11 protein-coding genes and 2 pseudogenes are annotated in these 14610 nt (G+C 41.8%); 2 read left to right on the forward strand and 11 right to left on the reverse strand.

Annotated features, from left to right (window positions below; translation table 11 throughout):
• Positions 1–71 precede the first annotated feature (71 nt).
• Both A1QC_RS08280 and A1QC_RS08285 read right to left on the reverse strand, forming a co-directional pair.
• Complete coding sequence (locus tag A1QC_RS08280) at positions 72–632, reverse strand: GNAT family N-acetyltransferase (RefSeq protein WP_017024678.1); 561 nt, start codon at positions 630–632, stop codon at positions 72–74.
• Positions 633–748: 116 nt separating this feature from the next.
• Positions 749–1225, reverse strand: coding sequence for a peptide-methionine (S)-S-oxide reductase (locus tag A1QC_RS08285; RefSeq protein ID WP_017024679.1), 477 nt, complete (start codon positions 1223–1225; stop codon positions 749–751).
• A 231-nt stretch (positions 1226–1456) separates the two neighbouring features.
• Between A1QC_RS08285 and A1QC_RS08290 the strand changes: the two genes are divergently transcribed.
• Positions 1457–1846: a ribosome recycling factor family protein gene (locus tag A1QC_RS08290; protein WP_017024680.1), complete on the forward strand. Its 390-nt coding sequence runs from the start codon at positions 1457–1459 to the stop codon at positions 1844–1846.
• 103 nt (positions 1847–1949) lie between these two features.
• Here the strand turns inward: A1QC_RS08290 and A1QC_RS08295 are convergent, their stop codons facing one another.
• Positions 1950–3146 carry a DEAD/DEAH box helicase gene (locus tag A1QC_RS08295; RefSeq protein WP_017024681.1) on the reverse strand — a complete coding sequence of 399 codons (1197 nt, stop codon included), beginning with the start codon at positions 3144–3146 and terminating at the stop codon, positions 1950–1952.
• A gap of 217 nt (positions 3147–3363) precedes the next feature.
• Here A1QC_RS08295 and katG point away from each other — a divergent pair, with 217 nt between their 5' ends.
• Positions 3364–5550, forward strand: coding sequence for a catalase/peroxidase HPI (gene katG / locus A1QC_RS08300; protein ID WP_017024682.1), 2187 nt, complete (start codon positions 3364–3366; stop codon positions 5548–5550).
• A 102-nt stretch (positions 5551–5652) separates the two neighbouring features.
• Here the strand turns inward: katG and A1QC_RS08305 are convergent, their stop codons facing one another.
• The 8 genes and pseudogenes from A1QC_RS08305 to A1QC_RS15825 all read right to left on the reverse strand — a co-directional run.
• Positions 5653–7881, reverse strand: coding sequence for a tetratricopeptide repeat protein (locus A1QC_RS08305; RefSeq protein ID WP_069575545.1), 2229 nt, complete (start codon positions 7879–7881; stop codon positions 5653–5655).
• Positions 7882–7978: 97 nt separating this feature from the next.
• A complete protein-coding gene (locus tag A1QC_RS08310; RefSeq protein WP_017024684.1) occupies positions 7979–9253 on the reverse strand; it encodes a BatD family protein in 1275 nt (424 codons plus the stop codon).
• Positions 9253–10998 (reverse strand): VWA domain-containing protein, encoded by a 1746-nt coding sequence (locus A1QC_RS08315; protein ID WP_017024685.1) that lies wholly within the window; start codon positions 10996–10998, stop codon positions 9253–9255. Before A1QC_RS08315 ends, A1QC_RS08310 begins: the two co-directional genes overlap by 1 nt.
• Positions 10991–12049 carry a VWA domain-containing protein gene (locus A1QC_RS08320; RefSeq protein WP_017024686.1) on the reverse strand — a complete coding sequence of 353 codons (1059 nt, stop codon included), beginning with the start codon at positions 12047–12049 and terminating at the stop codon, positions 10991–10993. The genes A1QC_RS08315 and A1QC_RS08320 overlap by 8 nt, the downstream gene beginning before the upstream one ends.
• Positions 12046–12540 (reverse strand): DUF4381 domain-containing protein, encoded by a 495-nt coding sequence (locus A1QC_RS08325; protein WP_017024687.1) that lies wholly within the window; start codon positions 12538–12540, stop codon positions 12046–12048. The genes A1QC_RS08320 and A1QC_RS08325 overlap by 4 nt, the downstream gene beginning before the upstream one ends.
• A complete protein-coding gene (locus A1QC_RS08330; protein WP_039836268.1) occupies positions 12537–13481 on the reverse strand; it encodes a DUF58 domain-containing protein in 945 nt (314 codons plus the stop codon). Before A1QC_RS08330 ends, A1QC_RS08325 begins: the two co-directional genes overlap by 4 nt.
• Before the next feature lie 10 nt (positions 13482–13491).
• Positions 13492–13839, reverse strand: a pseudogene (locus A1QC_RS15820) (AAA family ATPase); the annotation flags it as partial.
• 75 nt (positions 13840–13914) lie between these two features.
• Positions 13915–14493, reverse strand: a pseudogene (locus A1QC_RS15825) (AAA family ATPase); the annotation flags it as partial.
• Positions 14494–14610 lie beyond the last annotated feature (117 nt).

Here is a 14610-nt window from a genome sequence, read left to right on the forward strand (position 1 = left end):
TAGAGCACTGAGTGAAGACTCAACCACAACATCAACATTCAAATAAACCCTACAGGGTAAGAGATCCTAAATTACGCTTCTTCATCACCTTTCAAAGGTGGCGTTTTTCTCAACAATCCATAAACCGCATGATCAATAATTCGGCCATTTAAGTTTTCACTATTCGAAATAATCCCTTCGAGCTTCATACCTAAACGCTCGCACACTTTACGGCTTGGCAGGTTATCAACACCGGCAGAAATTTGAATTTTCTCAAGATCTAAATCGGTGAAGGCTATATCAATGAATTTGGATACCGCGCGAGTAATAATACCCTTGCCTTGATGCTCTTGGCTGAGCCAATAACCTATTTCAGCCGTTTTTAAACGATGATTGATGGTATTAAAACTGATATTACCGACTAGCTTCTCTTGATAAATAATAACGCAGGTCATGCTTTTCCCTTCGGCATAATCCAGCAAGGATTGACGAACGAATCTTAAAAAGAAGTCTTCGGTTTTGGCATGAGGTGGCCAAGCTAACCATTGAGATAAATATTCTTGTTGGTTGGATACGATTTCGAGGTACTGCTTAGCAAAAGATCGTTCGATAAGTGCCAATCTTAAGTCACTGTCTATTTCCAATGTAAACATCACGCTGCCTCTCTACGGTTATCATGCCTTCATAACATATCGCATTGGCTCATTTTTACCATCACAAAAAAGAAACGAGCCTCAAATTAGAGAGATAGCGAACAAAACCAACCCACTTACTTCTGACGATACTTATGCAATAAATCAATGGGAATATGGCAATAATCGCCTGGGTTTAACGTCAACCTATCTTGGTGTTCATCATCGCTTTTCACGTAGTTAGTCAGCGCCTTTACTTCAACAACGATCTTATTCGCATCAGGTCGAGCTTTAATATAGCCCCTTACTGCAGCTAAATGTTTTGCATCTCGGCTATACACGCCAGTTCGGTATTTTTCACCCACATCTTCACCTTGGCGATTCACACTGTACGGATCAATGATTTCGAAAAAGTACTCCATCAATTCTTTCAGAGAGACTTCTTGTGAGTCAAACTTCATCCGCACACATTCAGCATAACCATCGTAATCACCTTGAGTAGTCTCTGAGGTACCATTTGCTCTTCCCGCTTCTGTCACCACTACACCCGGCAGGTGGCGCATGAATTCTTGTACGCCCCATAGGCAACCACCAGCAAAAAAGATCTCTTCCATTATTGCACCTTACATCGTGGGTTTAATATGGAGCGGACTCTAGCAATATTTATCGAAGAAATGAACTCAGAATAGGAAAGATATTGATGAATTGATGTTGGTACTGAAGAGAGAAAAGTCACTGAATGAAAAAATAGCACAATATCTATTTTCAATTTACCGCCAACAAGTCTTGGTATTTAAGCCTTGTTCTATACAATTAGAGTATCTGTTACAAAAGAAACTAAATTCATGCCTAATACCAATCCCATCATCGCTTTGCCTTCTTTAATTCATCGGATCGGTGGGGAGAATGCCAAACTTGCTAAGGCAATGGCACTGGAGTGCGGCTGTGAAATAAAACGAATTCGTCGTTCTCGTAATTGGCAGGTAGTTGGTGATATTAGTAGTATTCAAGCTTTATCTGATCGCCTGAAATACCACCACTCTACAACGATGAGTTATTTAATGACTAAACTGGATGAAGGCTTGCAGCAAGCTAGCGACAAGCCTGAATCAAAAGAGCAGAAACTGAAAGATCTTCTACAGCAACAGCCTAACATTACACTTGCCGAGCTGATGAACAATACCAACTGTACCTTAGCTGAAGCGCGTTCTGCTCGGTTTGAGTATGAAGAATAATACAATGGCAGTTTTAAAAACTTGCTCATAATTCTTGATATACAAACACCATACGATGTTTAACCGTATGGCGCGCACTAATCTTGCTGTGGCTGCTCTTCAATTAAGACTCTAGCGGCTGTCTTTTATGCTTAGGCACATAATTTAAAACCGAAATTGGCACGTCTTTAACTGGGGTAAACCCTTCCACTGTTTTGCGTTTGATCAAATGCCCTAAACGGCTTTCAATCATGCATAAGTTTTTAAAATCATCACGGGAAACCAACGACACGGCTTCACCTTTTGAGCCCGCACGACCTGTACGGCCTATCCGATGTACGTAATCATCAGCAGGGAAAGGTAGATCGTAGTTAATCACACAAGGCAAATCGTCAATGTCGATACCACGCGCAGCAACACCTGTCGCGACTAAGTATTTTACCGTACCGGCTTTAAACTCATCTAATACTCGTGCACGAGATGCTTGATTTCGACCACTGTGAATCGCTTCTGCTGCAATGCCACGTTTTTCAAGCTGAGAGACTAATTTAGCCGCGCCATGCTTGGTGCCGATGAAAATCAACACTTGAGACCAATCTCTTTCCGTCAGTAAATGCGTCAATAATGCCGACTTCTTGTCTTTATCAACGGTGATCATGTATTGATTAATAGAATCTTTCGATGCGCTGTGTTTGGCTATCGATATTTCAGTTGGGTTATCGATGGCGGTACGAGCCAGCTCGCGAACCGGGTTTGATAACGTCGCGGAAAACAATAAGTTTTGTATATTTTCAGGCAGACGAGCAAGGATTTTGTTGATGTCTTCAATAAAACCCATATCAAGCATGCGGTCGGCTTCATCCAATACCAGCATTTCCACTTCATCGAAATGAACTGAGTGTTGACCATATAAATCAATCAAGCGCCCAGGAGTCGCCACTAAAATATCAACACCTTCAATCAAGGCTTGTTTCTGCGGCGCGTAATCAACCCCACCGTACATAGCTAAAGACGTTAAATTAAGATGCTTTCCATATTGTTGAACATTTTGTTCTACCTGAATCGCCAATTCTCGCGTTGGAACTAAAACCAAACCACGAATACGTTTTTTACGTTGTGTCTCGCCTTTACTTAACATTTCAAGCATCGGTAAAACAAAACTGGCAGTTTTACCTGTACCAGTTTGCGCGGCAGCAATCAGGTTTTCGCCTCGCAGAACAATAGGAATGGCTTTTTGTTGGATCTCAGTAGGTTGGTCGTAACCTAACTCAGCAACAGATTTTTGAATAGCAGGACTCAGTCCAAGGGTAGAAAACGGCATTAATTATCTCAAAAAGTAATGGAACCTACCCCATAGTGTAACCAATTTACGCTACGGTTGAAGGTATCGTTTTATTATTTCTTTTTTCCTTAATTTTAATAAGGTTTATCTATTGATTTAATAACCATAAGCAATTAGCTTGTAAGATAAATAGTGACTAGGATAAACAATAACTACCGTATAGATGCATATAATTTATAAGTAACGAGGAAAAACTATGTCTAATGAATCAAAATGTCCATTCCACAGCGCAGCAAAAACTGCGGCTACTGGCACAAAAAATAAAGACTGGTGGCCGAATCAACTCGATCTTTCGATACTTCATCAGCAAGGTTCGAAGTCTGATCCCATGGATCCTAACTTCGACTATGAAAAAGAATTTTTAAGCTTAGATCTAAAAGCAATTAAAAGTGATCTTCACGAACTAATGACCGACTCTCAAGAATGGTGGCCTGCAGATTTTGGTCATTACGGTCCTCTATTCATTCGTATGGCTTGGCACAGTGCGGGTACTTACCGTACTTTTGATGGCCGTGGGGGCGGTGGTACAGGTCAACAACGTTTTGCTCCGCTGAACAGTTGGCCAGATAACGTAAACTTAGACAAGGCACGTCGCTTACTTTGGCCAATTAAACAAAAATACGGAAAGAAAATTTCGTGGGCCGATCTGTTTATCCTAACGGGGAACGTTGCTCTTGAATCTATGGGTTTTAAAACCTTTGGTTTTGCCGGTGGGCGTAAAGATGTGTGGGAACCAGAACAAGACGCTTACTGGGGTAAAGAGACAACATGGCTTGAAGATGATCAACGTTATTCAGGCGATCGCGACCTAGAAGACCCATTAGCCGCAGTACAAATGGGTTTAATTTACGTGAACCCAGAAGGCCCTGGTGGCAAACCAGATCCTGTTGCAGCTGCTGCTGATATTCGTGATACTTTTGCTCGTATGGCAATGGATGATGAAGAAACCGTCGCTTTAATTGCCGGTGGTCACACCTTCGGTAAAACACACGGTGCGGGTGATGCGGCGCATGTTGGCGCAGATCCAGAAGCTGCAGATATTGAGCAGCAAGGTTTAGGTTGGCACAACACATACGGTTCTGGTAAAGCTGGCGATACCATTGGAAGTGGTTTAGAAGTCACTTGGACTCAAACACCAACTAAATGGAGCTACTACTTCCTAGAAAACCTATTCAACTATGAGTGGGATCTAGTTAAGAGTCCAGCAGGCGCATGGCAATGGGTTGCAAAAACCGATGACAACAGCGTACCAGATGCTTTTGATGCTTCTAAGAAACACAAACCAACAATGCTAACGACTGACCTTTCGTTACGCTTTGATCCAGAGTATGAAAAAATCTCTCGTCGATTCCTGAAGAATCCTCTTGAGTTTGCAGATGCTTTTGCTCGTGCTTGGTTTAAATTGACGCACCGTGATATGGGACCAAAAGCACGTTACCTTGGCCAAGAAGTTCCTGCTGAAGATTTAATTTGGCAAGATCCGATCCCAGAAGTGGATCACGTATTAATTGGCAAAGCTGATGAAAAACAACTAAAAGAAGACATCTTAAACTCAGGTTTAAGTATTTCAGAACTCGCTTCAACAGCTTGGGCTGCAGCGTCGACTTTCCGTGGTTCAGATATGCGTGGTGGTGTAAATGGTGCGCGTATTCGTCTTGCTCCGCAAAAAGATTGGGAAGCAAACCAGCCAAAACAACTTGAAAAAGTACTGTCTATTTTGGAAGGCATTCAAGCTTCTTTCAACCAATCTCAAGCAGATGGTAAAAAAGTGTCTTTCGCTGATTTAATCGTACTTGCAGGTAATGCAGCGGTTGAACAAGCGGCTAAGAATGCAGGTGTCGCGATGAATATCGACTTCAACGCAGGCCGTATGGACGCAACTCAAGAGCAAACAGAAATTGATTCTTTCAATTACCTAAAACCGATTGCAGATGGTTTCCGTAATTTTGATGCAAGCAAGACTCGTGTACCAGCAGAGTACTTGTTAATAGATAAAGCTCAACTGTTAACGTTGACGGCTCCTGAAATGACAGTTCTAGTGGGTGGCCTACGCATGTTAGGTACTAACTATGAGCAAACAGATTATGGTGTGTTCACTGACAAAAAAGAAACATTAAGCAATGATTTCTTCGTCAATATCTTAGATATGAACACCGAATGGAAAGCAGTTGGCGATGACAAAAAAGTCTACCAAGGCACTGATCGTAAAACGGGTGAAGCCAAGTGGCAAGCAACTCGCGCCGATCTCGTGTTCGGTTCAAACTCTCAACTTCGCGCAGTGGCAGAGGTTTATGCCTCTTCTGATGCGAAAGAAAAGTTTGTGAACGACTTTGCGAAAGCGTGGACAAAAGTAATGGAACTGGATCGCTTTGATTTGAAATAAAGCACGATGACATGCTGAAAAGAAAGTAATTCAGTAATCAAAATAAAATGCACGCTATATGGCGTGCATTTTTATCTACCTAACAATCCTTACCATGAAAAATTAATTCATTTGCATTAACTGACTTACAAACCCATCGACTTGGGGGTTATTCGGTACCAATTGTTGTAGTTTTTTTGCATACACTAACGCCGAAGAATAATCCTTAAGTTCAATATATGCTTGAGAAATAGCGTATGCCAAATCAGGATTATTTGATGATAGTTCATAGGCTTTTACTAATTCTTCTACCGCCTCTTTTGGCTTACCTACATCTTTTAACAATAGCGAATAAGTGTAGTGATATTGCATATTACTTGCCGCGTAATGTGTAGCATGACGTAATGGCTCTAATGCTTTCGATTTCTGTCCATCTCGCACATAACTCATTGCTTTCGCGTAATACAAGGTCGCATTTTCAGGTGCAATTTTTAGACCCTGTTCCAATATATCTCGAGCTTTACTTTCCTCTTTTTTTACACGGTAAACATCCGCAAGATTCACGTAAGCTGGGATAAAAATAGGCTCTACATTAATCGCTTGTTTAAAATCAGCTTCGGCTTTATCCAGCTGCTTTAGACTCAACGCTAAATTTCCTAAGGCAACATGGGAAAAACCACGATCCGCTTGATAAACTTGAGCTTGGCGATATTCATCTAACACTTTATTCAACTGGGTGCGGTCATCTTCTGTGGTACCAGACGTTAAAGGTGATTCAACCAAAATAGGTGCAAGCACTCTCGCCGCCTCAATTCTTACGGATAAATTTTTATCTGCAAGTAGAGTATGAATTAATCGCCAGCGTTGAGTAATTGGGAAATTTTCAACGGCATCAATAGCGCCTAAGCGTTTTAACGGCTCGTCTTCTTTTATTGCGCGAGTAATCGCCACTACGGTATTCGCATCCGGCAATGTCGCCATACGAGTTAACGCTGACGCACGAATAATATCAGGATAATTCTTATCTTGAGCAATTTTAGAGAGCTCGGTACTCGACCTTAACAAGCCATTATCGGCATTGTGGAAAACCATCGAAAAATGCGACTGCCCTTGATATGGGCTATTTGGATACCATTTTTTCAATGTATCAACACTCCATTGTACGCTCTTATCTTGGTGACAAGCATTACAAGCATTAGGAGAGTCCGTACTTAAGGTGAGATCTGGCCTTGGTACTTTAAAACTATGATCACGCCTTGGGTCAACTTGCATATAGGTCGTCGATGGCATGTGACAATCAACACATTGGTTACCCGCAGACATTTTCGCGTGTTTATGATGCTTATCCGTGTCGTACTCTGGCTGGCTATGACACTGGGTACAGGTTTGATTACCGGTAAACTTTAACTTCCCAGAATGAGGGTTATGGCAATTACTGCAAGTCACGCCCTTTTCATGCATTTTGCTTTGCATAAACGAACCCCATACATACACTTCATCTGCGATCTGTCCATCAGGGTAATACAGCTCAGGTGTAATTAACGACGGTTGGAAGGCATCAACAATATCTTGTGGGGATACTCGATCTTTCAGTTGCGCTCGGCGTGCATGACAAGTTGCACACGTCTCAACTTGCTTTGATGGCACTAAAGGCTGTACTGACACCATTTTTCCTTCAGCATTTTTATGGAAGATTGGCGTTTGTTGCTTAATATTGACATCATAACCTTGGTTAGCAATGCTCTTATCGCCTTTTGCCCACTTAAGGTGTTGAGACTCATCACCATGACAAGCATTACAACTCACATTCAGAGCAGAAAATGTCGATTGATAGCTTTTGGTTTCAAGATTAAAATTTTTCTCAAAATCGGTAGAGTGGCAATCTGCGCACATTTGATTCCAGTTTTGACCTTTGTTGGTCCAATGAAAAGTATCATTTGGGGCTTGATCAGGGTGTAAAATAAACCAACGCTGCCCACCTTCTTCTTTATTTCTGCTGTCCCAAGCAAAAGGTATAAACTGTTTACTTCCTTTTCCAGCATTAAACATATATTGCTGTAATGGTTGATAACCAAAGGTATATTCAATCTGAAGATGCTGAGTTTGACCTTGTTCATCGACAAAATCCACCCATAAGCGAGATTGTGCATCTTGTGAGAAGGTCGCTTTTTTTCCTAAATACTCAATGCTACGGCCATCAAATTTGCCTAAGCTTGTTTTAACCGTTGCTTTTTCCATTGCATGAAAGTGATCCGATTGTTTCCAATCATCGACCTGTTGCTGGTGACAACTTGCACATTGCTCACTCGGCGTTGCAGCGTAAGCTGACATACCCAATAGAAAAGAAGCCATTATTACTACTAAAATAAATTGCACTTGTTTCTTCACAAAATCTCGTCCATTTGTTGGTATTGTTTGCTGGTGTAGCGGCCCGATTTATCTAATTTCATCAATGTTTATTCATGTTTTTAAGCGTTTCATTGAGCTTTAAAGGCGTTAACAAACTTCTCGCGGTGCGCGAGGCTGGTTTAATTCTTCGCCAAAAACCTTTCCAATGAGAGGTTGACCCTTCTTCTATTATGCCTTCCCCAATATCGGCTAACTCAGCACTTTCATTAAAAGCATAATACTGTGTTATTCGCTTTAATTTTATGTACAGAAGCAACCGAGATTGAGCGAAATTTTTATTCCAAATGGAGCGCTGATATTGTAACGCAAGCGGCTGTTCATGAGTTTTAAAATAGCGTTTAATACCAATAACCAACAATACAATCACGATTAAGGCTACCACTATAGAAACAATCACAGACCAATAAGTTTTAATAAATGAACGAGGCGTATGGGTGACACTAAATGCTTTTCCTTTTAGCGTAACGGATTCCACCTTATTTTCTTTGGTATTCCACCATTTTAAGTGTAAATCCGGAAAGCTTACTTTCCCGCCTTCTTGCAGTACATAAACGACTTGGTCTTGTCGGCTAGAAAGGTAATCACCACGTACACTTTTATCGATGAGCTGAGCAGGATCAGCATAAGATTGGTATTGCGGCTTTGACTGACTTTTTAGCACTTGTGGTAATAAAATGGATAATGAGTCATTCGCTTCAATCTTTATTGTACGAGTCACCGCATCGCCCACTTTCATGCCCTCTCGAGTGGTTTGCCAATCTTGAGTGACAGTGACATTGCTGGCGGCAAACCATTGATCTTTTTCAGTTAACTTCCCACTTGGCAGTCGAGCTTGTAAAGACAGTTTATTTGTCCATAGTGTTCCTTGGGTCTTCTTTGCGTTATCACCGGCAATATTGACCGTAATCGGTAATGCTGGAATAGTAAACGTCCCTGAACTTTGTGGATACAGCGTTAATTCCCAACGCTGGTGAGCCCAAGTCTCGCCATCTTTTCTTGACGTGTAATTGGTCGCCAATGCATTTCTTTGTTTAACTACAAGGTTGGGGATATCTATATGACCAATGGTGGTAGGTCCAACAAACCAACGAGGGGTACTAATATCAATGGTCAAAATAACTTGTTCAGTGACTGAGTAGGCTTTGGAGGTGTCTGCTTGATCTGCTCCTAACCAAGCCTTCACTTCAACAACATGACTGTCGACTTGTCCGTTGCTGACATTGTTAGATGCTCCAATCGCATAGGCTATTCTCATCGGTAAAGTTAACGTGAGTAAAACCAATCCAACAATGGCCATCATTCGAGACATATTCATTATTGCACCTCTTGCGTTTTGGGTAGATTACTTTGGCTATTAGAGGTGCCATTTTCGGGAGAAGACTGAGATAGACTGCCTTTGCCTGGGACATCTTGCTGAAGCTGTAACATGAATTTACGACTTAAAAAGAATTTAGGATCCGCATCGACTTTCTTTAACCACTTATTGGCTAATTCATCGCTACCAAGAATTTGCTCGGCGGTCATATTTTGTTTCACGGTTTCTTCTGCGGACGCTTGTTCTTCTGCACCATCTCCTGTTTGTGGCTCATCGTTTAGCTCTCGGCTATTACCAGGACCATCCGCCGTACCCGTTTGGCTTTTGCTCATACGGTTTACATCATCCACAATCCCTAGAATGACTTTTAAGTTATGTTCGACGTTTTTACGTAATTCAGGGGACAAATCAGCTTTTTTATCTAACTGGCGTAACAGGCTTCTTGCTGCGACATATTCTCGCTGACGAGCAAGCGCGCTTGCCGCGTAATACAAACCCAAATCAGAATCGGCTTCGACAAACTCGCTTTGGGCTAACTTGTATTCTGCCGCGTAATAATAGGCAATTCCTTTTCTCATGGGATCTTCAAAGTGTTTTGCCGCTTCAAGGTAATTGAGCTTATTAAATTGACGTTGCCCTTGTTGATCGGGTGTGAGCCACAGGTCCATCCATACTTGAGTCACTTTATCCCACGTTGAGATCTCAACCACTTTTGTTTTTGTTTCTGCTTTTAAATAAACAGACGCTTGCGCTTGATGAGGCGTCATACCTATTGTAAACGCACCGATTAAGCACCATTGAACTAACCAACCTTTACGGAACCAAAAGAGCATTAAAACCGCCATCACAATAATAAATGGGTGGCTCATATCCTTCCAAGGCATTGCGGATTCACCATTAATTTGCATGTTACGTTCAATGGCATTATTCAAGGTTTTAAGATCAGAATCATCCACTGTCGTAGTGATAACACGCCCGTCGGTTTTATCGGCAAGTTGATTTAACGATTTCATATCAATCGGGTTATTTGTCGCAATATCAGGGTTCCCTGCTGCTAAAATTAACAATTGATAAGGCTTGTCTTTAAAAAACTCACCGTAAGCATCAATGGCTTTTGGTGTCACACCATCGGTTACCAACAAAACCGTTCCACCGGGTGAGCCATTAAGTAAATTATCAATCACAGGTAAGGTTTTCTCAGCAAACTTTCCAGCTGTAGGCATAATATCGGGCGTAATCGCGGCTAAAAATGGAGCAAATACGGCGCTATCTTGAGTTAAAGGCATTGCGGTATGGGCGCTACCTGCATAAACCACAAGCCCGGTTTTCCCACCCGCTCGTAAATTAAGAAGATCTCGGATTTTCTGTTTTGAACGCTCAAGACGACTTGGAGGCAAATCCTTTTCAAGCATCGATTGCGAGTTATCTAACACCACGACCATCGCCGCTTTATCTTCACCAAAAGGCGATGCTTCACGTTGCCAGCTGGGTCCGGCACACACAATAATGCCAAGTGCCGTACACACAGCGAGCAATTTAAGAGGAAGCTGTTTTTTCCAACCTTGCTCACCAATGGTTAAAACTTCACGTAAATGCTGCGGTATAATATCTGACAGTTCGGATTTCGTATCAAAGCGCCAGCGTAGAAATATAATCACGCCAAAAGGAATAAAGCAGATTAACCACCACGGACGAATAAAGTGAAACTGAGTAAAAAATTGCTGCCAAAGAAGTGAATCAAACATGTTCCTCTCCTTGCTGTTCAGCTTTATTACTGAGGGCGAGTTCTATCCGATTAGTACGAATACGTTTTATGGTCATTAATGCAAAAGCCAGCAAGTACAAGATCATCACAACCGATATGAAATAATGCTGTAATGACACTTTCGGACGGTAGGTCGTGCTTTCGTACAATTTAGGTTCTAACTTGTTAATATCGTCATAAGCTGTTTTCAAGCCTTCTCGATCTTTTGCCTGAAAGGCTTGTCCACCCGTATCCTGCGCGATTTGATTGATCACATCCATATCCAACGCTTGCTCTCCGACCGTACTCGGATCGCCCATGGCAATGACATAAATTCGAACGTTTTTGGCAGCGGCAACTTTCGCTGCATCAATAGGCTCTACAAAGCTGCCGGTATCATTACCATCCGTTAGAATAATCGCGACTTTTTCACGATCAGGTGTGCCATTTTTCGTACCCTGTTCAAACGTTTTTATCGATAACCCTATCGCATCACCAAGGTGCGTGCTTTCACCAGCCATCGCTACATCGGTTTGATCAAGCAAGGTTAACCAAGCTTGATGATCAGCAGTAAATGGCGTTTGCACAAAAGCGGCATCTCCAAATAAAATCAACCCCAAACGATCCCCTTCACGCTGCGCGACAAAATCTTTTAACACCAATTTCGTAGCATCAAGTCGGTTAATTTTTTGGCCATCGGGATTGGTAAAATCTTGTTCTGACATCGAGCCGGACAAATCCACCGCCACCATGACATCTCGTCCCATGCTCTCACGCGTTTGTGGCTCACCCAGCATTTTAGGTTGCGCTAAAGCAATTACCACGCATAACCAAGACGTTAATAATATAATGCGTTGCCACCAGCTTGACTTTAATTGTGCTGCGCCTTGTGATGGCTCTTCACCTAAAGTTTTACTAAGCAAATCAAAAAATGGGACTTTCACTGCGGTACGCTTGGTGCGATAAGCGGGTACAAACCAATAAATCAAAAGCGGTAAAGGAAGGATCCACAACCACATTGGTGTTGCCAATTCTAATGAAGAGGTGATCATTGTACCTCCTTCATTTGATGTAATTTAAACCAATCTAGGCAATATTGTTTCAGTGTATTTTTATCAGACTGACCTAAAGCATATTGCTTGGAAGTTAACGCCAACATCCAAGAATCGCCCAATGTCGCTTCGAGTTTTAGGCTGCTTTGCATTGGATATTCAGTCATCGTAGAAAGAAATTCTTGACCAAATAAAGAATGATAACTGGGATTAAGATGCCCCATAACCCGTTTGATGATGACAAATAATTTATATTCAAATTTAGGATCATCTATCGATAATCCTTCCGTTACTTGAATAGCCTCCAATCGGTAGCGATTGAACCACCAGCGTTGAACCGCTTTATAACCAAAATAGATCAACACGATACATATTATCGTTCCGAGTATTTTCCAGCCTAAAGTTTGAGGCATCCAACTGACATGATCAGGCATGCCTACATCTTGTAAGCCACGTAAAATATACGAACCGGGTGGTGCTGGCTGTGTCATGCCATACCTCCTATTGAACGCTTAAATTGCTTAATATGATCGCCTTGGGTATCCAATTCAATTAACGGCATTTTATTCATTGCCATTATCTTTACTAATTGATCACGCTTTAAATTACTTTGAGAAAGTAAACTTTCATTCGCCGCACTCACTTTGCTTTGCGAATCTAAACTCAATTGATATTGACCATCACCAATGACCCAACGACTTTTAGCTGTATGATCAGGCAGTGATTGTTCCATAGGATCGGACACTAAAATACTCAGCACATCATTATGCTGTTGTAAGTGTTGCAGGCGTTTGATGTCCTGTTCTGACGTGTCGTGCCAATCGCTAATAATCACAATAGTGGCCGCTTTCAACTTTAATTGTGCAATGCTTTTTAGCCAGTCACTAAAGTGAACAGTAGAGATATTTTTTGATCCCACATTCAGATCTTGGTTATAACGAGCCACATGGCGCAGCTCTCTTAATAAATCGTTTTGCGAACGTTGGGCTTTGTGGTGGACGATTCGCTCAGGAGTCACAAAACTGAACCCAACACGATCATTATCTTTCAAAACTCGCCACCCAGTTAAAGCCGCAATTTCAGCCGCCACAACCGATTTCATAACACTTGTTGAAGAAAAAAACATACCGCTGCGTTGATCAACTGCCACCAACACATTGCGATCTTTCTCTTCGGTGTACATTCTTACGTGTGGTTTACCGGTACGAATCGTCACCTTCCAATCAAGGTTACGAATGTCATCACCTAGTTGATAATGGCGAAGTTCTTCAAAATTTAAACCTCGCCCACGAAAGCGTGAATTATGACGCCCAGCCAAAGCCGTACCTGCATTCATTTTAGGTAGAAAACTGAATGAATGTGCCTGACTTTGCAGCCGAACTAATTGTGAAAAGTCACTGTATATCCTTGGGTCAAGAACTTGTGTTGCCATAGCGACCTCTCTAACCAATCGTGACGGTATTCAATAATTCATTAACCACTTGCTGGTGCGTGATGCCATCTGCCAATGCATCATAAGAAAGAATGAAACGATGGCCCAGAACCATTGGAACAACGGCTCGAATATCATCTGGGATCACATGATCTCGGCCTGCTAACCAAGCTTGGGCACGTGCACATTTATCCAACGCTATGGATGCGCGAGGACTAGAACCCACTTCAATCCAAGTGGACAGTGAAGAGTTTGGGTAATCTTGTGGCTTACGAGTCGCCATAATCAAATTCACGATATAATCTTCTACCATATCGGACACTTCAATTTTTGAAATTTGCTTACGTGCTTCAAAAACCGCATTGATATCAAAAGCGAAACGTTCAGGTTCATCTGTACCATTAGCAGAAAGGTCTTTTTCATCATCACGGCTCTCTTCATGACGAACAAGACGAATAATATCTTTTTCAGCCGCTGCATCTGGATAATCTACATCTACTTTTAATAGAAACCGATCCATTTGCGCTTCAGGCAGAGGATAAGTCCCTTCTTGTTCTATCGGATTTTGTGTCGCCAGCACCATGAAAAGCTCAGGTAATTGGTGAGTCTTATCCCCAACGGTAATCGTGCCTTCCGCCATTGCTTCTAATAAAGCGGCTTGAACTTTAGCTGGCGCACGGTTGATTTCATCCGCAAGAACGATGTTATTAAAAATAGGCCCGGCTTGAAAATGCAGTTGATGCTTCCCTTCGACTTCTTGATACAACTCTGTGCCTGTAACATCGGAAGGGAGTAAATCTGGCGTAAATTGAATGCGACCAAATTGAGTTTGCAGTGCATTCGCGAGTGCTTTAACTGAACGAGTCTTTGCCGTACCAGGTAAACCTTCAAGTAAAATATGCCCACCAGTCAACAGACCCAACACCAACGAATTAACCACATGAGATTGGCCAACCACAGATTGTGCAACCTGATCATTAAGAGCTTGTATTAAATCGCGAGCTGTCGTCATAAATCCCTCGTATATTTAAATCCACAAATAAATATATTCAATTATTTAATATAAAATTAAGTGGCTATTCACCATGATTATATTAACCTTCAATATTAATAATAGAATGCGATGAAA

It is taken from the genome of Vibrio rumoiensis 1S-45, assembly GCF_000286955.2.
GTDB lineage: Bacteria > Pseudomonadota > Gammaproteobacteria > Enterobacterales > Vibrionaceae > Vibrio > Vibrio rumoiensis_A.

Coding starts and splice junctions, on each gene's coding strand:
- A1QC_RS08315 (WP_017024685.1), bottom strand. CDS start 10,998: ATGTTTGATTCACTTCTTTGGCAGCAATTTTTTACTCAGTTTCACTTT.
- A1QC_RS08285 (WP_017024679.1), bottom strand. CDS start 1,225: ATGGAAGAGATCTTTTTTGCTGGTGGTTGCCTATGGGGCGTACAAGAA.
- A1QC_RS08290 (WP_017024680.1), top strand. CDS start 1,457: ATGCCTAATACCAATCCCATCATCGCTTTGCCTTCTTTAATTCATCGG.
- A1QC_RS08320 (WP_017024686.1), bottom strand. CDS start 12,049: ATGATCACCTCTTCATTAGAATTGGCAACACCAATGTGGTTGTGGATC.
- A1QC_RS08295 (WP_017024681.1), bottom strand. CDS start 3,146: ATGCCGTTTTCTACCCTTGGACTGAGTCCTGCTATTCAAAAATCTGTT.
- A1QC_RS08280 (WP_017024678.1), bottom strand. CDS start 632: ATGTTTACATTGGAAATAGACAGTGACTTAAGATTGGCACTTATCGAA.
- A1QC_RS08305 (WP_069575545.1), bottom strand. CDS start 7,881: ATGGCTTCTTTTCTATTGGGTATGTCAGCTTACGCTGCAACGCCGAGT.
- A1QC_RS08325 (WP_017024687.1), bottom strand. CDS start 12,540: ATGACACAGCCAGCACCACCCGGTTCGTATATTTTACGTGGCTTACAA.
- A1QC_RS08310 (WP_017024684.1), bottom strand. CDS start 9,253: ATGAATATGTCTCGAATGATGGCCATTGTTGGATTGGTTTTACTCACG.
- katG (WP_017024682.1), top strand. CDS start 3,364: ATGTCTAATGAATCAAAATGTCCATTCCACAGCGCAGCAAAAACTGCG.
- A1QC_RS08330 (WP_039836268.1), bottom strand. CDS start 13,481: ATGGCAACACAAGTTCTTGACCCAAGGATATACAGTGACTTTTCACAA.